This is a genomic window from Bacillus sp. CR71, assembly GCF_003429245.1.
In the GTDB taxonomy this organism is placed as follows: domain Bacteria; phylum Bacillota; class Bacilli; order Bacillales; family Bacillaceae_G; genus Bacillus_A; species Bacillus_A thuringiensis_S.
Genome location: NZ_CP031748.1, coordinates 4,898,791 through 4,918,264 on the forward strand (window position 1 = coordinate 4,898,791; position 19,474 = coordinate 4,918,264).

The window sequence follows — 19,474 nt, forward strand, 5'->3', positions numbered from 1 at the left end:
TCTCTCCCTTATTCTCCTAAAAACCATTCCGGGATTTTTTCTTCTAACTTACGAAGAGCACGGCCACGATGGCTAATAGCATTTTTTTCATCTGAACTTAATTCCGCCATTGCTTTTTTGTATTCTTCCACATAAAAAATCGGATCGTATCCAAAGCCATTTTCTCCGCGGCGTTGTTCTAAGATAAATCCTTCACATGTCCCATTTACAATGACAGGCTTTTTATCACCTTCAGGGAAAGCAACTGCTAATGCACAATAGAAACGAGCTTTACGCTTTTCAAAGTCAACGCCATTTAATTCTTGTAACACTTTATCGATATTTGCTTGGTCATTTTTCGGTTCACCAGCAAAACGCGCTGAATACACTCCTGGTTTTCCATTTAAAGCATCTACAATAAGACCCGAATCATCCGCAATTACGATAGAATTCAACTGTCTACTCAAACTATCCGCTTTTAAGATCGCATTTTCTTCAAATGTTTCACCAGTTTCTTCGACTTCTTCAATATGAGGAAAATCGTGTAATGATTTCACTTCTAAATCAAATCGCTCAAATAACTCAGCAAACTCACGTACTTTTCCCATATTTTTTGTCGCTACAACAACTTGTTTCATACTTTCCACCTCTACTCTATATGAGATACGATGTCACCTAAAGCTTCTTTTTGTATATCAATCAGTTGGAAAATGCCTTTTTCCGCAGCATCAAGTAGTTCATTTAACTGCGCTCTACTAAACGTCGCTTCTTCTCCAGTTCCTTGCACTTCAACAAATTGGCCTTTTCCAGTCATAATTACGTTCATATCAACGTCTGCTTTAGAATCTTCTGCATAGTTTAAATCTAAAACAACACCTTGCTCTTCAACAATTCCTACTGACGTTGCTGCTAAATAATCTTTTACTGGAATTTTAGATACTTTTTCTGCTTGTAATAATTTCTCGAAAGCTAATACCATCGCTACATATGCACCTGTAATAGACGCTGTTCTCGTTCCACCATCTGCTTGGATAACATCACAGTCAATCCAAACTGTTCTCTCGCCAAGCGCTTCTAAATCAACTACCGCACGTAATGCTCGTCCAATTAGACGTTGAATTTCCATTGTACGTCCTGTTACTTTCCCTTTACTTGACTCCCTAATTGTACGTTGTTCTGTCGCACGTGGAATCATCGCATATTCAGCTGTTACCCAGCCCTTTCCTTCTCCACGCATAAATGGCGGGACACGCTCTTCAATTGTCGCTGAGCAAATCACCTTTGTATCCCCAACTTCAATTAATACAGATCCCTCTGGATGTTTTAAATAATTCGTATGAATATGTATATGGCGTAATTCTGTTTTCTCTCTACCATCTACTCGCATAAAAATAACCTCCTCTTAATTACTACTCGTTAGTATAGCCAAATTTAAATGTATGATATGTATACAATAAAAGAAGGAGAACCCAAAAAGCAATTCTCCTTTCTTACTTAAGTATATCAAATTATTCAAGATTAAAAACTACCTGTATTCACGTTTTCTGGACGATCTACAGGTTTTATTAACTTTCCGCCCTTTTCATCTATAAGATTTGCTTTTCCATTCACTTCAATAGAAATATTTTTCACACCTTTCTTTTCTGTTAAAGATAAAACTAACGACTTCAATACGTAATTTGAGATCATATTTTTATCTGGGTTTACAAATATATTTTCATTAAAGTTTAATGTAAGATTTCCGTCTTGTAATTTCGGATTCGTAATAAGCTTAACGCCTGGATTAAAATCATTCAGGAGCGATTGATGGATCGGACCTTTTACAAGTTCATCTATAATTGCTGCATAGTCATTTTCTTTACCTTCCGCAACGCGGCGTGTGACTGGTACGTAGTATTGCTGTTTATTATTATTTTGCGCCATAAAATACAGTGTGACTGGTTTTGTATTTGTTACATCTGCTACTTGTTCATCATCGAAGTTAATACCATTTGCACGGCTCACTCCTTCACCAAGCGGTGTACCAGCAACCGGCATCTTCGCCAATTTCTCACCATTTATTTGGAACTGCACTTGTTTTATCTCTGTAAATTGCGTCAACGTCCACGCTATAGATTCAATGATTTGACGCTCTTCTTCTTTCGCATAGTTTTTCATTTCTTTAGAGAAATCAATAACTGCCGTCCCGTCCTTTTTCAAATCTAAAGTCATCGTTGTATTCGCCGGAATGACTGCACGAAACCCATTCGGTAATAAATTCGTTACCGGTCCATCTTTCACAAGGTATTCTAACGTTTGCTTCACAGTCTCATTTGCTTTCGGAGTAGGTATAGCTAACGTTTGTGGTACAACATAACCATTTTTATCAACAAGGTATAGTTCTCTATTTACCATTTGCCCTTGCTTATCTTTTTTAGCTACTTCTTTCTTCCCACCCTCTGTATACGTAACTTGTTTTGGCGGATCAATTTGTTCAGTTGCTTTCTCCTGATTTATAAAGCCACACCCTGTTAGTAAAACAGCGCTCACAGTAGCACCAACAACCCATTTAAAAGTGGATTTAGGCATGCCATTCCCCCCTAAAATCTAAGTTTGTACTATTATGTATACGAGCCGTTTCACATTTTAGAACAAGCTGTGCCTCTTATAAAGTGAAACTTTAATCAGTGGAGGGTCTAACTGCCCAGCAAATAGCAAGATAAAACAAAAAACTCCTGATTTCTCAGGAGCTCACTTATATGAATTCTACTATTATTCTTTTTCTAAATGAATATGCTTCACATTTTCAATCGGTTGACCGAACCATTTTGATGCAATTTCTTTAAACAAGCCTATTTTTCCTGTTGTTAAGAAGAGATGATCGCTTTGTTCTTCTCCTTCATTCAACATTTTACTATGATATAAGATTGTACTTACTTCACGTGCTGTTTCATCACCAGAACTAATTAGTTGTACTTTATTTCCCATTACTTTTTTAATAACAGGTCCTAAAATCGGATAGTGTGTACACCCTAATATAAGTGTATCAATATCGGTACTTTTCAGTGGTTGCAGCGTTTCTCTTACAACTTCATACGCCATTTCACTTTCGAAATTCCCACTCTCTACAAGTTCAACGAAAGGTGGACAAGCTAAACTTTCTACCATAACACGGTTATTAATAGACTTTAACGCCTCTTCGTATGCACCACTTTTCACCGTTCCAATCGTTCCAATAATCCCAACGTGATACGTGTTTGTCACTTTTAAAGCTGTACGTGATCCTGGGTGAATAACTCCTACTACTGGAATTGGTAATTGTTTTTGCATCTCTTCTAATACAACTGCAGTTGCTGTATTACACGCAATAACTAACATTTTAATATTTAAATCTAGTAAATGCTCCGTCATTTCCCACGTAAATTGACGTACTTCTTCTCGAGAACGTGGACCATAAGGACAACGTGCTGTATCTCCTAAATATATGATACGCTCTTTCGGCAACTGACGAATTAATTCCTTCGCTACTGTTAAACCGCCAACTCCTGAATCGATAACACCGATTGCTCTATTCAACTTCATCACCCATTTTCTCATTCATCATCTTTTATGTTTATCATTATATTTTACACACTTTAAGTTCGCTCACTTCAAATGCTTCTGTATGAAAATTTTCATTTGCCCATGTATAGACTAGGACCTTTTTTATTTTGCTCCTTTTTTTCATAATTTGCAAGATAGAAAAATAACCGACCTTCTATAAGAAAGTCGGTTTCTTCTATATAAAGTGCATATTCATTGATCCATCTTTTTTTGAAAAGAAGACATTCCCATTAATAAGACGAAATGAACAGAAATTAAAATGACGATCAAAATAAAATTCAATCGATAACTATTTGTAGATTCCATAATTTTGCTCGCTACAGCTGGTCCGAATGCCATACCGAAAAAGTTAATTAAATTATATAAACCAAGGCCAACTCCAACTTTAGCTGGATTTAATGTTTTCGGAATAAATGTGTTTAATGATACTTGAATTGCCGAATAACTCATAAATGTTAAAATAACCGCAAATAAAATAAAGAGTAAGTTCCCGTCTGGAATAATCCCTAAAATTAAAAAGCCAATGATCATAACTACAGACGCTACATACATCATCCTCACATTCCCAAACGCAGGAATAATCTTTCCGGTAATAAAACTAGATACAATACCAAAGAGAGATGCAACAAACAATACAATTCCAATAACGAACGGAGACAATCCGTGCCCTCTTCCTAACAGTAATGGTAATAATAATAAACTAGCACATAACGCCACATTAATGATAAATCCGACCGCTATTAAACGCAGTAATGGTTTATTTGTAAACAACTCAATATCAATAAACGGCGACTCTGCTCTCTTCATATGAGCCTTGAATAAAAATAGGAAAGCAACAGATAACAAAAAAAGCCAACTATTAATATTCACTCCTAATAAAACGGTCGTAATCAATACAAATAATAAAACTGCTCCAATGAAATCCAAGTGAAACACTTCATCGGTATGTTGCACCTCTTCTGGCATAAATTTTACGAGCAAGAAAATACCAACCATTGAAATAACCATAAATAAAAATAAATACGGCCACCCTAACGTATTTGTAATTGCCCCACCAACTAAAGGTCCAATACCAACCGCTAATGCAATAGAAGAACTAATCATTGCTAACGCACCCGGTTTTTTAGTTGGAGCAACTAATTTCGCCACCGCAATCATACTAAGCGCAATAAACGCTGCTCCTCCGCTCGCCTGCACTAACCTTGCGAAAATGATAATCTCATAAGATTGATTCAAAAAACCAACAATAGAACCCGCTACAAATATGATAATAGAAATAATTAATAGCCTTTTTACACTGTAACGATCAGCCAGTTTTCCATATATCATCGAACCGATACCGACGACTAAAGAATACCCTACTACAACCCAACTTACTTTCAATTGACTAATTGATAAATCATTGGCAATATCCTCTAGCGCTACATTAAATAACACAGCGTTCATCGGTCCTAACAAAACAATAAAACATAATGTAAAAACAAACCATTTCGAATGGTTACTTATATCTTTCCCCATGTGTAACACTCTCCTGATTGCAATTTTAAAACTGTCAAACTATAGATAAAAAAATGAAGTTATTTAAATGTTGTATCACCACTAAACAACTTCATTAAATGTATAAATGGTGCTAATTTATCGCGCGATAAATTGAATTCGAAACGAAACACGTATATTGTTCGATATTCATGGAACTATCATAGTTTCAGCATTACAGTTTGTCAACGAAAAACATACAAAGTAAACTAATTTAGTCTTTTTAGTTTACTTTGTTCAAAAGTTATTATACACTAATTTCGAAGCTGATATAAGGAGGACTGGCATGATTATTCAAATTTGCATTTTTTAACTTAATAAAATGAAACGAACACAGAACTTTTATATAGAAGAGACATTATAGGAGGATTATGATGAAGAAAAAAATGTTAGTTGTATTAACAAGCGTAGAAAAATACCCAAATTTAAATAGGGCTACCGGACTTTGGCTCGGTGAAGCTGTACATTTCGTAAAAAAAGTAGAAGAAGCGGGTTACGAAGTTGATTACGTCAGTCCACAAGGCGGTTATACACCAATTGATCCACATAGTTTAGCAATGGCGGAGAGCATCGATTGGGAATGGTACCAAAAGAAAGAGTTTATGAATCGCCTCGGTTCTACAATGAAACCAAGTGAAGTGAATCCAGAAGACTACGCTGTTATTTATTACGCAGGTGGTCACGGGGTTATTTGGGACTTCCCAGAAAATAAAGAACTTCAAAATATTAGCCGCAATATTTATGAAAACGGCGGTATTGTTTCTTCCGTTTGTCATGGAGCAGCTGGTTTATTTCATATTACATTAAGTAATGGGGATCGTTTAATTAGCGGTAAGAAGGTAACAGGCTTTTCAAATGAAGAAGAAAAATTAGCTGAATTAGATCAATTCGTTCCATTTTTAACAGAAGATGAACTCATTAAAAATGGAGGACTTTACGAAAAAGCTGCACAGCCTTGGGAAGCTTTTTCTCTAGAAGATAATCGTGTTATCACTGGTCAAAACCCAGCTTCAGGTGGTTCAGTAGCCGAATTAGTATTAAAACAGTTGCAAAAATAATATGTACTAAAAAAGCAGATTCCCCTCTACTAAGGGAGATCTGCTTTTTTACGAAATCATTTGCAAAATAGCAATAACTTCTTTTTCAATTTCAGAATCATCAATTGCTTCTATATACTCTGGTTTAAAAAGTTGATACTTCTTTAATTGATAAAAATCAAATATCGCTTTCTTTAAAGTAATATCGTACTGAATACAAAAAGAATGATCTATAATACGTCGTAACATCACATCATCTTGTACCATAAATAATTGTGCATTCATTTTATTAAAATAACCTTGTTCCATACCCGCTTCAAAAAACATTTGCAAATTATGATTACGATTTTGTTGTGCAGCGACTAATTGATCTGACAAATGCGGATATGCTTCTTTCAAATCTTGCAAAAAAACATCCGAAATATATGTCACACATTTTAAAGAGTGGATAAACGTCTTTTGGAAACGTTCTGCAAAAGACATGCTTTCATCTTGATTGTCCGCATCACCTTCGAGTAGATAATTCATAAAATCCTCTACTACCGCCTCAATAATTTCATCTTTCGAAGAAAAACGTTTATATAAAGTAGCTTTACTAATATCCATATATTTCGCAATTTCATCTATTTTCAATTGGCTAAAACTCGTCTTTCTAATAACGGGCTTTATTTTATTAATATAAGTATTTGCACATGCGACTTTTCTCATTTAAAAGAGCCTCCCCTTTTGTCCATACAAAATAGTATAGCAAATTCACGAATGATTATAAATGAAGTTATTATACTCATTATGCTTTTTTAGTTTATTACATTTTCATATACTATACATAAAGAACTAGAATCCATTATCACCAACTGGACAGTTACAAACCAATTTTGAGGGGGGAATTTTAGGATAAAAATACCCACTACCTTTGTTAGTAGCGGGTACTTTTTCTATAATTTATTTACAGCCCTTTTTATAGCCTTACCTATTTCCACGCTAGACTGTGGATTTTGCCCTGTAATTAAATGCCCATCTACTACCACATGCGGCGTAAAATTAGGCGCTACATAAAACAAAGCTCCTTCTTCTTTCAACTTACTTTCTAACAAAAACGGAACGCGCTTTTCTAAATGTACAGCTTTTTCTTCATCGTTTGTATAACCTGTTATACGCTTACCGGCAACAAAAAACGAGCTATCCTTATTTTTCACACCGACTAAGGAGCTTACTCCGTGACAAACAGCCGCTACAATCCGGTTATTGTTATACATATTCTCAATCAAATTTGCTACATATGGATTGCCTGGAAAATCTACAATCGCCCCGTGCCCACCACCAAATAAAACCGCATCATAATCCGAGAAATGAACATTTGAAATCGGCCTCGTATTTTGTAATAAAGAAGCTACATGCTTGAATTCGCGAGGTATACCATTCGGAATAGACACTCTATCTATAGGTACTCTCCCGCCTTTTATTGACACAATATCAACATCAAACTTAGCCTTTTTAAATAAATGATAAGGAGCTGCGAGCTCTTCAAGCCACAAACCCGTCGGGTGTCCATTCATATCATGAGCACTTGTTGAAACTAACAGTATCCTTTTCAACATATCCCCTCCTTATTACCTATTTATGTATGGAGTGTTCTTATCATTCATATAGCAAGTGAAGCAAACAAAAAAATAGCCGACTCTTTGTATAAAAGTCGGCTGCTTTCTTATAGTTCGAGCTCTCCCATACGAAGAAGCTCCACAACTGCTTGTGAACGTCCTTTAACCCCTAGCTTTTGCATTGCGTTTGAGATGTGGTTGCGAACTGTCTTTTCACTTATAAAAAGTTCACCTGCAATTTCCTTCGTTGTTTTATCTTGAACCAGTAATTCAAATACTTCTCTTTCTCTCTTTGTGAGTAAAGGTTTAGATTGATACGCTTTTTCCTTCAACTGGTATAACCCTCCTTGCTTAAGCCAGAGCTGTGTATGTGTAAGTTGGGTGTTTATTTAGTCAAGATATTGTATGAACGAAATGTGCAGGTGGTGAATGAAAATGGGCTTTATTTCCTATGTTATTTTAGACTTTTATACAGTGCGTACACTCTTTTTATCCACTTACTTTCCAACGCGCCATATTTGTTCTAGCAATATACTTACAACCGTACCTACAAATAAACCATTACCGAATATATATTGCATAACAGACGGCAAGGATTGGAGTGCTCCAGACGGTAAAAACATAACGCCGCTGCCAAATAATACTGCAACGCCTAAAATCGTTACATTCCTTTCACTCATCGGCACTTGTTTTATATTATTAAATCCAATTCCAATTAACTGTACGAACGAAGCCATTAAAACAGCCGATGCGATAGCAGATGGTAAAGATGCTAAGTAACGAATAATACTTGGAAAAAGAGACATTACGACTAGTAACGCACATGCCATTAAGAACGATCGTATATACTTTTGTTTTGTTAAACGTATAAATCCTGCCGTTGCTGGTAACGGAACGACACCTACAGTTGAAAATACAGAAGAGATGATATGTGAAATCCCCCCAACCCATGTTCCATCTTTCAACTGTTTTTGTTCAATAGTCGCTTTATGAATAGTTGCTTGATTAATTGCTATAATAGCTGCCACCGTATTCGAAACTAAAATACATACCATAACGAAACTTGACACAGCCATACCTGTATTCCATTTCGGAAGTCCCCAAGCAAATATATGTGGAAGTTGCACAAAATGAGTTACTTGAGATGGGATTGTCACTTTTCCTGCAATGAGAAAAATAATCCACCCACTAATTAATCCTATTAAAACTGCATAACTTTTGACAAAGCCTTTTCCGAAATTAGATAGTATAATAACGAACAAAAATATACTAAACGCGATCATTGCTGTAAATCCGTCGATTTGAGAAATAGTAGCTGTAATTCCTAACATTCCTTTTAAAAATACACCACTTAATTGTAAACATAATAAAAGTAAAAACGTCCCTGTCACAAGCGGCGTAAATAAAAATAAAATACGTCCTATAAAACCAGTTACTCCTAATCCTATTAAAAGAACACCGGAGATTATCATTCCTAATTCTAAAATTTGCAGTGTACTATGTAATTGATCCTGTCCGGCCGTTGCATAAGCAAGTACGGTAAATACACCAACCCAAGATCCAGCCGGCCCATCCGCAATTGGCAGTCTATGCCCAAGCCATCCTTGTAAGAAAGAAGATATACCAACTACAAAAAACGTACGCTGCATTAAATAAAATATTTCTTCCGTCGTAAGATGAAATAATCCGCCAACGACAATTGGTAGTGCGATTGAATTTGCTAATAAAAATATAAACCATTGCAAAGTTCCCATAATATGATTTTGGTTATGTTGATTGTCCAAAATTTTCATCCCTTCTAGCTTTCCTATAAAAAATATATTGTAAGAATAAAAAAGAAGAGTTCTAGACTTACCATTAGAACCCCCCTCAAAATATTTAAACGATTCTTCTACACAAGATTATTTAATTCCACCTCATTTAAACTTCCAACAACAATATTTCCTTTATACACGACTAAACGTTTTTCTGTTTGACGCGCTACTGCTTCAGCAGCGCATGTCGCATTTGTCAAAACAAAACTCGCTTCATCCCCTACATTCGGCCATACTCGCTTCCCTTCATTATTTAACGTTTCTTTTCCTCCTGTAATAAAGCGAAGTGCTTTTCCTAAAGACCTTTCGTCACTCCACCCAAAACGCTCTGCTAATCGATTCGCCTTTTGAAGCATATCACCTGTTCCAAACGGTGACCAATGATCTGTAATACTATCATTCCCTAATGAAACCTTAACACCTTTTTTATCTAATAACGGAATTGGGATTACTTGTTTACCAATTGGTACCGTTGAAGTAATATCAATATTTACATTTGCGAGTCTTTCTGCCACTTCTTCAGCCTCTTTATCAGTAACACCACCAAGTCCAAGTGCATGACTAATTGTTACACGACCTTGCCATCCTGCTTCTTCTGTTAAACTTGCCAATCTCTTCATCGTAAATGTTCCAAGATTATTCGCATCATGCAAATGAATATCAACATCCGCATTAAATTCTACTGCGATATCCATAATTGTATGTAATGATTTTTCAATGTCATTATCCACTGTAGCTGGATCTACTCCTCCGACTAGATGAGCACCCATACGCATCGCATCTTTCACGAGTTGCACAGAATTACTGCGCAATAATCCATGTTGCGGAAACGCAACAATTCTACTAGACACTCGATTTTTATATGTTTCTAATGCCGCTAACGTCGCCTCCAAATTACCAAGTCCAATAATCGGATCAACATTACAATGCGTTCTAATATTCGTTGCACCATTTCGCAGTAGTAACTCTAGCATATTTTCCGCTCTATCTTGAGCAGTTGCTAATTGCTTTAGTAAAATTTTTTCTTCTTCATTAAAACGTGTAAAAATACTTTCTGCTGGCTTACAAGCTTTCCAGGGGCCACTATAATATGTTTTATCAATGTGAATGTGCATCTCTTCGAAAGCTGGCAACATCAATAAGTGCTTAGCATCAAGCATTACTATATCTTCTTCTTGAACAACCCCTTCTATAATTTTTTTAATTCGTCCATCTTCAATGAGTAAACTACATAATTCTGTTTCTGTTCGCGAAATTCTCTCTTCTTCATATGTATACCTTGATTCAAGCATTACATTAGTCAACCAATATACTGTCATCCCTATTTCCCCACCCTTTATTAAAAATCACCTCATAACTACAAGTTTAATATCCACTGAAAATTAAGACAATTAATATGATCGTCTCTCAAAAAAAATGTAATACAACCCCATAGTCTTCTCATAAATTTCCATATAGAATAAAAGTATGCAGTTTGATATAAAAAGGAGTTGATTGGAATATGTCAAAAAAGTTATGTAAATCCGAAACTGATAAAATGCTATTTGGTATATGTGGTGGTTTAGGAGAATATTTTGATATTAGCTCTACTCTTATTCGTATCATTTGGGTTATTGCTGTTTTATGTTTTGGGACAGGATTTTTAGTTTATTTCATTTGTTTATTACTTATGCCACGTTCGTACTAATGGTATCATTTCATATACTTAAGAAGAGCAAATCACCTATAGAATTCTATAGGTGATTTTTTCATGAAGAATATTTCATCGTTAAATGTAATACCGCCACTTCTTCTTCTTCATTTTTATAAACATGCTTCTTATTCGCTTCAAATTGGATGGAATCAAACTCATTTAATTCGTATACATCGCTTTCTACTTGAATCGATACTTTCCCTTTCATTACTGTTACAAGCTCAATCGCACCTTCATGATGAGCTTCTGGTTCATATATACTATTTGATCGTAAACAAGCACGGTGCATTTCCATCCCTGTTTCTTTCGTATAACGGAACATCGTTTCTAAATGCCACGATTGTCCTTCATCTACTGCAAATCCTTCTCCACAGCGCGCAACAGCTACAGGTTCTCCAACAACCATCAATCTGGATAAAGGAATTGATAACCCTTTCGTTATTTTCCAAATGACAGCTAGCGTCGGATTTGTTTCCCCTCTTTCAATTTTTCCTAATGTTAATTTACTTACTCCTGTTTTATGAGCTAATTCTTCTAAACTTAATTTCTGTTCATTTCGAATTTGTCTCAATAACTGTCCAACTTGTTGAATGACTTCTTTCGTTTGTATATCTTCATTTTCTTTCATATATAAAACCACCTTAAAGTATAAAATAGTTTACTTTTATTTAATTAAAGTATATCATACTATACATAATTATTTATTTTCGAAAGGAGTGCTATACTTTATGCGCGCAATTTTATTAGGTCTTTTATCATCTGCCTTTTTTTCTGCAACCTTTATTATTAATAGAGCAATGAATGTATCTGGAACGAGCTGGGCTTGGACAGCTTCCTTCCGTTTTTTATTTGCTCTTCCTATTTTATTCCTTATCGTTTTATTTCGCAAAAACTTTAGGGGATTATGGGAAGAATTAAAAAAACATCCATTAGCATGGATCGGATGGGGTTCCGTTGCAGGTATTGGTTTTTATTCTTTATTAAGTTTCGCAGCTGTCTTTTCTCCAGCTTGGCTCGTTGCTGGAACTTGGCAAGTTACGATTTTAGCTGGTTTACTACTATCACCACTATTTTTCGTGAAAATAGAAACAAAATCAGGTACGAAACTTGTACGTGGAAAAATTCCACTTCGTAGCTTATATGTTGCATTATTTATTTTACTTGGTGTAATTTGTATGCAAGCAACTGCAGCAGGCCATATTACAATGACTCAGTTCATTTCAGGTTTTTTACCTGTCGTATTAGCCGCTTTCTTATATCCGTTCGGTAACCGAAAAATGATGGAACTTGTTGGCGGACGCCTTGATACGTTCCAACGTGTATTAGGAATGGCTATTGGAAGTCTTCCTATAACAATTTTGCTTGGTGTATATGGATTTTCTACTACTGGCATTCCAACATCCAGCCAAATGCTTCAAGGGCTTTTATTAGCATTATGTTCCGGCGTTATTGCAACGATGACATTTTTCTTTGCTACTGACTTAGCAAAAGATAACCTGGCTTTACTTGGAGCTGTTGAAGCAACACAAGCTGGAACGATGGTCTTTACCGTACTTGGAGAAATTGTTTTCTTGAATGGTTCGTTTCCTGGCGGGCTTTCCCTACTTGGAATGATTATTATTATGTTAGGAATGGTTGCAAATAGTATTTTAAACCGTTCTGTTCCAGTCGTTAAACAGAAAAAATCAGCATAAAAAAAGGGTATGGTTCTATAGAGATGAACCATACCCTTTTTTATTGTCCCCCTATTTCGCCTTATCAGAATAGTACTTCATTGGCTGTTTATACTAAAACTTATGTTATAATACGTTTCATGCGCATTAATAGGAGGTAAATTATGTTAAAAAAAGCAATCGCTGAATTTATTGGTACATTTGTACTTGTATTATTCGGAACTGGAGTAGCTGTCACTGGCGGCGGAATTGAAGGAATTGGAACATTAGGAATCGCTATGGCTTTCGGTCTATCTATTGTAGCTATGGCATATAGCATCGGAACAATTTCTGGATGTCACATTAACCCAGCAGTATCAATAGCTATGTTCATCAACAAACGAATGAACGCTATGGAACTTTGTTATTATGTATTAGCTCAAATTTTAGGTGGTTTATTAGGAACTGCAACGTTAGTAACAATTTTAAAATCTGCTAAAACACCTTTAGATAATTTAGGACAAAATGGTTTCGGAACTCTTGGTTTATCTGGAGCATTTTTAGTTGAGTTCATTTTAACTTTCGTATTCATTTTAGTTATCGTCGCTGTAACAGGTAAAAAAGGCAGTTCTTCTTTAGCGGGACTAGTAATTGGTTTCACATTAGTTTTAATTCACTTATTAGGAATTCCGTTAACTGGAACATCTGTTAACCCAGCTCGTAGTATCGCACCAGCTTTATTTGTTGGTGGAGAAGCACTTTCTCAACTATGGGTATTCATCGTAGCACCAATTCTTGGTGGTATCTTCGCAGCTATCGTAGGTAAATTCATTTTAAATACTGAAAAATAGAATTTTCAATATTTCTGAATAAAAAAAGGCGAGCCCTCATTATGAGGAAGCTCGCTTTTTTATTCTTTCATTTTAGACTTTAAATTTGTAACTAATTGATCTACCGTTACATTTGCAAGTACGTTTTCCATCGCTTCTTGCGCTTGCATTAAAATAATTTCTAATACTGATTGAATATTAGCTCCTACTGGACATTCAATGTTGGGATTTTCATGGAAGGAAAATAGCTGTCCTTCTTCTACAACTTCCACTGCTTTATATACATCAAGTAATGTAATTTCTTCTAAATCTCGAGCAAGTGTCGTACCACCTTTACCAGCTTGTACATCAACAAGTCCTGCTCTCTTCAACATTCCTGTAATGCGACGAATCACAACTGGATTTGTATTCACACTACCGGCAATCCATTCAGAGGTACAGCGAGAGTTTCGATCTATCGCAAGTAATGTCAGCATATGAACACCTACTGTAAAACGACTACTAATCCCCATCTGCACACCCTCCTTTTTATTCATTCTATTAAAAGACAACTCTTATTATTATATACTATTTTTAATTTATACATAAAGAAAAAGCATGATTTCAATAGGAAATCATGCTTTTCTCTCATTATTGACGCTTTATAAATTTCGCTAAATCTTTAAATTTAACTTTATCTGAGTAATTCATTACGCCGTTTACGTAAATGCGGCTTGTAACAGCATTTAATACCGCAATTGTCGCCAATAAGACCGCTAATGTTATCGTAATTTCTAGCATACCTGCTTCACCAGCTACAATACGTGAGAAGGTAACCATCGGTGTAAAAAATGGAACGTAAGAACTTACAACAACGATAGTACTATTCGGATCACTTAATGATTTAATACTAATGAAGAATGCAGCCATAATTAAAATCATTACCGGGAAAGATACAGCTTGTAAATCCTCCGTCTTAGACACGACAGCTCCAGCAGCAGCATACATCATCGCATATAGTAAATATCCCGTAATGAAATAAACAAGAAACATGCTGATAACCTTTGCATCTAATTTCGTAAAGTCAATTGGAATACCAAATAGTGAGGCACTTTCTAAATCAACCCAACCCAACAAATATGGAATAAGATAACCACACGCCAATATGACAAGTTGCAATAACGCCGTTGAAACAACCGCTAAAATTTTCGCATACATCATTGTAAGAGGCTTCACTTTCGGAAGCATTACTTCCATTACACGTGACGCCTTTTCAGATGCAATATTCATTGCGATTGTATTTCCGAACGCTACAATAAACATATATAAAGCAAATGTAAAGAAATAGGCAATTCCGAAAGAAGATGTACGATCTTTTATCGCTTCTTGCTTTACTTGAATTTCTGTTTGTAATTGCTGTGCAATTTCTGGTGAAACATTATTTTTGGCAATCGTCACCATCGTATATTGTTGCTTTAAATATCCTGCCATAATTGCGGAAGTTGCTTGGCTTGGAAATCCATTATACATATATGTAATCGATGGAGCCCCACCCTTTTCCGTCACATGGAATAGACCATCTAAATCGCCATCTTCTACTTGCTTATGCAGTTTATCAAAATCATCCTTTGAACCCAGTGTTATTTTTGCTGATGGCAATAGCTTATTTAGCTCATCTTTTTGTACTTTATATGTGGAACTCTCTACTACAACTGCAATTTTATCTTTATCCTTATTTTTATCATCGCCTGAAGTAAAATGATTAAATGCAAAAATCCCAAACACAACTAAAAATAAAATCGCACTCGTAATTAATGATTTTTTAGATAAAAACGCTTCCCTAAAATAAAATGAAAATACGTGAGAAAATTTACGCATCGTTATTTCGCCCTCTCTACAAAGATTTCGTTTAACGTCGGCTCTAACATTTTAAATTGTCGTAAGCTAACACCTTGCTCTTGCAACTGTTGCAAAATCTCGAGAGCTTCCGCATCGCCTTGTACTTTCACATAAAGAAGGCCTTGTTGTTTTTCATACGATACATGTATAGCTTCTAATCCCTTTTCATTCTCTACTGTATCTTCAATCGTTAAATTACGGAAACCGTATTCTTTCTTAATATCACTTAGCTGTCCTTTTACGACTGCTTCACCTTTTTTCAAAATACATACATGTTGGCAAAAAGCCTCTACTTGTTCCATACGATGACTTGATAAAATAATCGTCTTTCCGCTCTGTACTTGTTCTTCAATAATACTAGCTAACATCCCGGCATTAACTGGATCAAGGCCACTGAATGGTTCATCTAAAATGAGAAGTTCCGGATTATGAAGAAGAGCAGCAATTAATTGGATTTTTTGCTGATTCCCTTTTGAAAGCTCTCCAGCCGTTTTAAATTTATATTCTGGTATCGCTAAACGCTCTAACCAGTGATCAATAGCGTGATCTACTTCTTTCTTCGACATCCCTTCTAATCTACCAAAATATCGCAGCTGGTCTATTACTCTACTTTTTGTATATAAACCTCTTTCTTCTGGTAAATACCCAATTGTTACGCCACTATTCCCAAATGCTTTTCCATCCCACGTAATCGAACCTTCATTAGGCGTTAATAATCCGAGAAGCATTTTGATTGTTGTTGTTTTCCCTGCACCATTTCGTCCAAGTAACCCTAGTACTTCACCTTTTGGTAACGAAATTTGTAAACCGTTAACAGCTTTTGATTCCCCAAATTGTTTCGTTAAGTTTTGAATTTGTAAACTCAAAGTTTAAAGCCTCCCTTTTAGTATCATTCGTACTCTCTTTCAAAGACTATGTTTATTCAAGACAAAATATAGCGCTACACTTCATCCTCTTATATGTAAACACCGTCATTAATCCATCATTTGTTCTATTTAGTTAAAATTGTAAATAATAAAGCGCTCTTTGTCAATTATAATTGTCATTTCGACAATTAAACTTGTCAAAACAACTGTTATTATTTTGCTCATCTTTCTAATATAGGACATACTACTATATATATAAAAGACAATATGCAAATGTTCATATAAAAATATTATATTTTAATATATAATATAAAATGATTTTCTAACATCAAGGAGGATACATATGAAGATGAAGAGGGGCATTACCACTTTATTATCTGTAGCGGTTCTATCTACATCACTTGTAGCATGTTCAGGAACACCAGAGAAAACAGTGGCGAAAGAAGAGAAAGTAAAATTAACAGAACAACAATTAATGGCTGATTTATGGTATCAAACAGCCGGTGAAACGAAAGCACTTTACTACCAAGGGTACAACATTGGTCAATTAAAACTTGATGCAGTTCTTGCAAAAGGGACAGAGAAAAAACCTGCTATCGTACTTGATTTAGACGAAACTGTTTTAGATAACAGTCCTCATCAAGCAATGAGCGTAAAAACAGGCAAAGGTTATCCTTACAAATGGGATGATTGGATTAACAAAGCTGAGGCTGAAGCCCTTCCAGGCGCAATTGATTTCTTAAAATATACAGAGTCTAAAGGTGTAGATATTTACTATATCTCAAATCGTAAAACGAACCAACTAGATGCAACAATTAAAAATCTTGAGCGTGTAGGTGCTCCTCAAGCAACGAAAGAACATATATTACTACAAGATCCGAAAGAAAAAGGAAAAGAAAAACGCCGTGAACTCGTTTCTCAAACTCATGATATTGTCTTATTCTTCGGTGATAACTTATCTGATTTCACAGGTTTTGATGGAAAATCTGTAAAAGATCGTAACCAAACAGTAGAAGATTCAAAAGTACAATTTGGTGAGAAATTCATTATTTTCCCGAATCCAATGTATGGCGATTGGGAAGGCGCTTTATATGATTATGATTTCAAAAAATCAGATGCAGAAAAAGATAAAATCCGTCGCGACAACTTAAAATCATTTGAAGTAAAATAAAGAGGATGGCATTCGCCATCCTCTTTATTTTGCTTTCTCTGTTAAAGGCAAGATAAATACTTCCACACGTCTATTCTTTGCCTTTCCTTCTTGTGTATCGTTTGGAGCAATCGAACGGTATTCTCCGTAACCAATCGCACTAAATTTTTCTGGTTGTAATTCTTTATTTTGCAGTAATACTTGCATAAAATTAACTGCCCGCTGCGTACTTAATTCCCAATTCGACGCAAACTGTGCATTGGCAATAGGGACATTATCCGTATGACCGGATACTGTAATTTCACGAGGTGACGCTGAAACAAGTAAGCTAGACATTTCTTTTGCAATCCCTAAAGATTCTAATTTCACATCTGCTTTCCCCGAATCAAACAGTATATTTTCTAATATTGTCACCATTAATCCCTTTTCAGTTAATTTAGTTTGAAAAGAAGAGGATAATTGTTTTTCATTAATATATTGATCAATCTTTTTTTGTAATGCTTTCAATTCATCCATCTCTTTTTTTTCTTTAGCTCTAGCTTCTTCTTGTTTTTTTGCTTGTTCTGCCTCAAGGCTACTTGCCGATAATTCTTTTTCATCATTTGGCTTTTGATCACTTAAAAATTCTTTGTTACCTGTTCCCCCGGCTAATTCACTTCGAAAAGCAACTGCCATCTGTTTAAACTTCGCAGCATCTATACTACTCATTGCGAATAAAACGATAAACAATGCAAATAACAACGTTAACATATCAGAATATGGGATTAACCACGTTTCATCGATATGCTCATCATGTTTTTTCTTTTTGCCTCTTCTATTTTTCTTACTCCGCATTTTTTTCTGCTCCTTTTTCTAGCTTTTTACGCTCAGTTGCAGAAAGTGCACCTAAAATGCGGTTCTTCATAATAAACGGATATGTACCTTCTTGTAACATTAATAAACAATCAATGATTAAACGTTTTTTCTCAATTTCAGCTGAAGATTTTTGCTTTAACTTATTTGCAAATGGATGCCATAATACATACCCTGAAAAAATACCAAAAATCGTTGCAATAAATGCACCCGAAATAGCATGACCTAACTTTTCAATATCAGTTAAGTTACCAAGCGCAGCTACAAGACCGATAACAGCACCTAAAACTCCTAATGTCGGTGCATACGTACCAGCTTGTGAAAAAATAGCAGCTCCCTTTGCATGTCTTTCTTCAATTGCCTCTAATTCAGATTCCAAAATTTGCTCTAAATCTTCTGCGGATACGCCATCAATCACAAATTTCATACCGCGCAAAAGAAATTCATCTTGAATTTTGTCTAATTGTTGCTCTAAAGACAAAATACCGTATTTTCTACTTTCAGATGTCCAATGAACAAATAATTCTAGCAACTGTTCATAACTTAAATCCTTTTTATTTGAACCAAAAAGAACTTTAAATAGTTTTGGAACCCTTTTTAGTTGATTCATCGGAAATGCAATACATACTGCAGCAAATGTACCGATAAAAATAATTAATGCTGCGGCAGGATTTAATAAGGCTGTTACGTCAGCGCCCTTGACGACCATCCCTACTACCACTGCTAAAAATCCTAAAACAAGTCCAATAATTGTTGCAAAATCCATTCCCATTCACTCCTAGTCTATACAAGAAGTTCTTTATTCTCGATAATCGCTACATCTTCTTATGTATATATATTACATAAAAAATGCAATTCATGAAAGATAAGAAATGAATTATATAAAAAAATACTACAAATTCACACATTTTCTGACATTTTCTTTGCATTTCTATTACGTTATGACTCTTATATTCCTTTTCCAACAAACTAGACTTATAATAAAAAAACGATACACATTTTATTAA

The 19,474-nt window shown here is 35.2% G+C and carries 21 protein-coding genes; 5 read left to right on the top strand and 16 right to left on the bottom strand.

Annotated elements, in window-relative coordinates:
• Positions 1-8: 8 nt before the first annotated feature.
• The 5 genes from DOS87_RS24640 to DOS87_RS24660 all read right to left on the bottom strand — a co-directional run bounded on the left by DOS87_RS24640 (position 9) and on the right by DOS87_RS24660 (position 5,079).
• On the bottom strand, positions 9-617 hold the full coding sequence (locus DOS87_RS24640; protein ID WP_000815949.1) for an XTP/dITP diphosphatase: 609 nt from the start codon (positions 615-617) through the stop codon (positions 9-11).
• Positions 618-628: 11 nt separating this feature from the next.
• A complete protein-coding gene (gene rph / locus DOS87_RS24645) occupies positions 629-1,366 on the bottom strand; it encodes a ribonuclease PH (protein WP_001261762.1) in 738 nt (245 codons plus the stop codon).
• 131 nt (positions 1,367-1,497) lie between these two features.
• On the bottom strand, positions 1,498-2,547 hold the full coding sequence (gene gerM, locus DOS87_RS24650) for a spore germination protein GerM (protein WP_001126743.1): 1,050 nt from the start codon (positions 2,545-2,547) through the stop codon (positions 1,498-1,500).
• 183 nt (positions 2,548-2,730) lie between these two features.
• The gene (racE, locus tag DOS87_RS24655) at positions 2,731-3,540 is read right to left on the bottom strand and encodes a glutamate racemase (protein ID WP_016512279.1); all 810 of its coding nucleotides are present in this window, start codon (positions 3,538-3,540) and stop codon (positions 2,731-2,733) included.
• Between the two features lie 213 nt (positions 3,541-3,753).
• Positions 3,754-5,079 carry an MFS transporter gene (locus DOS87_RS24660; RefSeq protein WP_000513860.1) on the bottom strand — a complete coding sequence of 442 codons (1,326 nt, stop codon included), beginning with the start codon at positions 5,077-5,079 and terminating at the stop codon, positions 3,754-3,756.
• A 392-nt stretch (positions 5,080-5,471) separates the two neighbouring features.
• Here DOS87_RS24660 and DOS87_RS24665 point away from each other — a divergent pair, with 392 nt between their 5' ends.
• A complete protein-coding gene (locus tag DOS87_RS24665; RefSeq protein WP_016512277.1) occupies positions 5,472-6,155 on the top strand; it encodes a type 1 glutamine amidotransferase domain-containing protein in 684 nt (227 codons plus the stop codon).
• 48 nt (positions 6,156-6,203) lie between these two features.
• Here the strand turns inward: DOS87_RS24665 and DOS87_RS24670 are convergent, their stop codons facing one another.
• From DOS87_RS24670 to DOS87_RS24690, 5 genes are all read right to left on the bottom strand, one after another.
• Positions 6,204-6,842: a TetR/AcrR family transcriptional regulator gene (locus DOS87_RS24670; RefSeq protein WP_016512276.1), complete on the bottom strand. Its 639-nt coding sequence runs from the start codon at positions 6,840-6,842 to the stop codon at positions 6,204-6,206.
• 227 nt (positions 6,843-7,069) lie between these two features.
• On the bottom strand, positions 7,070-7,732 hold the full coding sequence (locus tag DOS87_RS24675) for a type 1 glutamine amidotransferase domain-containing protein (protein ID WP_016512275.1): 663 nt from the start codon (positions 7,730-7,732) through the stop codon (positions 7,070-7,072).
• A gap of 107 nt (positions 7,733-7,839) precedes the next feature.
• Complete coding sequence (gene gerE / locus DOS87_RS24680) at positions 7,840-8,064, bottom strand: spore germination transcription factor GerE (RefSeq protein ID WP_000659484.1); 225 nt, start codon at positions 8,062-8,064, stop codon at positions 7,840-7,842.
• Between the two features lie 165 nt (positions 8,065-8,229).
• Positions 8,230-9,525 (bottom strand): purine/pyrimidine permease, encoded by a 1,296-nt coding sequence (locus DOS87_RS24685; RefSeq protein ID WP_016512274.1) that lies wholly within the window; start codon positions 9,523-9,525, stop codon positions 8,230-8,232.
• Between the two features lie 98 nt (positions 9,526-9,623).
• Positions 9,624-10,865, bottom strand: coding sequence for an amidohydrolase family protein (locus tag DOS87_RS24690; RefSeq protein ID WP_098578088.1), 1,242 nt, complete (start codon positions 10,863-10,865; stop codon positions 9,624-9,626).
• A gap of 182 nt (positions 10,866-11,047) precedes the next feature.
• On the opposite strand from DOS87_RS24690, the gene DOS87_RS24695 reads away from it, so the two are divergent.
• On the top strand, positions 11,048-11,233 hold the full coding sequence (locus tag DOS87_RS24695) for a PspC domain-containing protein (RefSeq protein WP_000038411.1): 186 nt from the start codon (positions 11,048-11,050) through the stop codon (positions 11,231-11,233).
• A 61-nt stretch (positions 11,234-11,294) separates the two neighbouring features.
• On the opposite strand, the gene DOS87_RS24700 is transcribed toward DOS87_RS24695, so the two are convergent.
• Positions 11,295-11,867: a helix-turn-helix domain-containing protein gene (locus tag DOS87_RS24700; RefSeq protein ID WP_208730132.1), complete on the bottom strand. Its 573-nt coding sequence runs from the start codon at positions 11,865-11,867 to the stop codon at positions 11,295-11,297.
• 100 nt (positions 11,868-11,967) lie between these two features.
• On the opposite strand from DOS87_RS24700, the gene DOS87_RS24705 reads away from it, so the two are divergent.
• Both DOS87_RS24705 and DOS87_RS24710 read left to right on the top strand, forming a co-directional pair.
• Positions 11,968-12,933, top strand: a complete 966-nt coding sequence (locus tag DOS87_RS24705; RefSeq protein WP_098424652.1) for a DMT family transporter — start codon at positions 11,968-11,970, stop codon at positions 12,931-12,933.
• Between the two features lie 143 nt (positions 12,934-13,076).
• Complete coding sequence (locus tag DOS87_RS24710; protein WP_000913211.1) at positions 13,077-13,742, top strand: aquaporin; 666 nt, start codon at positions 13,077-13,079, stop codon at positions 13,740-13,742.
• Between the two features lie 59 nt (positions 13,743-13,801).
• Here the strand turns inward: DOS87_RS24710 and DOS87_RS24715 are convergent, their stop codons facing one another.
• The 3 genes from DOS87_RS24715 to DOS87_RS24725 form a co-directional block, all read right to left on the bottom strand.
• Entirely contained in the window at positions 13,802-14,233 is a 432-nt protein-coding gene (locus DOS87_RS24715; RefSeq protein WP_000512998.1) for an Rrf2 family transcriptional regulator, read from the bottom strand.
• A gap of 118 nt (positions 14,234-14,351) precedes the next feature.
• Entirely contained in the window at positions 14,352-15,578 is a 1,227-nt protein-coding gene (locus tag DOS87_RS24720) for an ABC transporter permease (protein WP_001224985.1), read from the bottom strand.
• Between the two features lie 2 nt (positions 15,579-15,580).
• A complete protein-coding gene (locus tag DOS87_RS24725) occupies positions 15,581-16,465 on the bottom strand; it encodes an ABC transporter ATP-binding protein (protein ID WP_000058118.1) in 885 nt (294 codons plus the stop codon).
• A 343-nt stretch (positions 16,466-16,808) separates the two neighbouring features.
• Here DOS87_RS24725 and DOS87_RS24730 point away from each other — a divergent pair, with 343 nt between their 5' ends.
• Positions 16,809-17,636 carry a 5'-nucleotidase, lipoprotein e(P4) family gene (locus DOS87_RS24730; RefSeq protein ID WP_000782773.1) on the top strand — a complete coding sequence of 276 codons (828 nt, stop codon included), beginning with the start codon at positions 16,809-16,811 and terminating at the stop codon, positions 17,634-17,636.
• A gap of 24 nt (positions 17,637-17,660) precedes the next feature.
• On the opposite strand, the gene motB is transcribed toward DOS87_RS24730, so the two are convergent.
• Both motB and motA read right to left on the bottom strand, forming a co-directional pair.
• A complete protein-coding gene (gene motB, locus DOS87_RS24735; RefSeq protein WP_001256733.1) occupies positions 17,661-18,449 on the bottom strand; it encodes a flagellar motor protein MotB in 789 nt (262 codons plus the stop codon).
• A complete protein-coding gene (gene motA / locus DOS87_RS24740) occupies positions 18,439-19,233 on the bottom strand; it encodes a flagellar motor stator protein MotA (RefSeq protein WP_000344862.1) in 795 nt (264 codons plus the stop codon). The genes motB and motA overlap by 11 nt, the downstream gene beginning before the upstream one ends.
• Between the last annotated feature and the right edge of the window lie 241 nt (positions 19,234-19,474).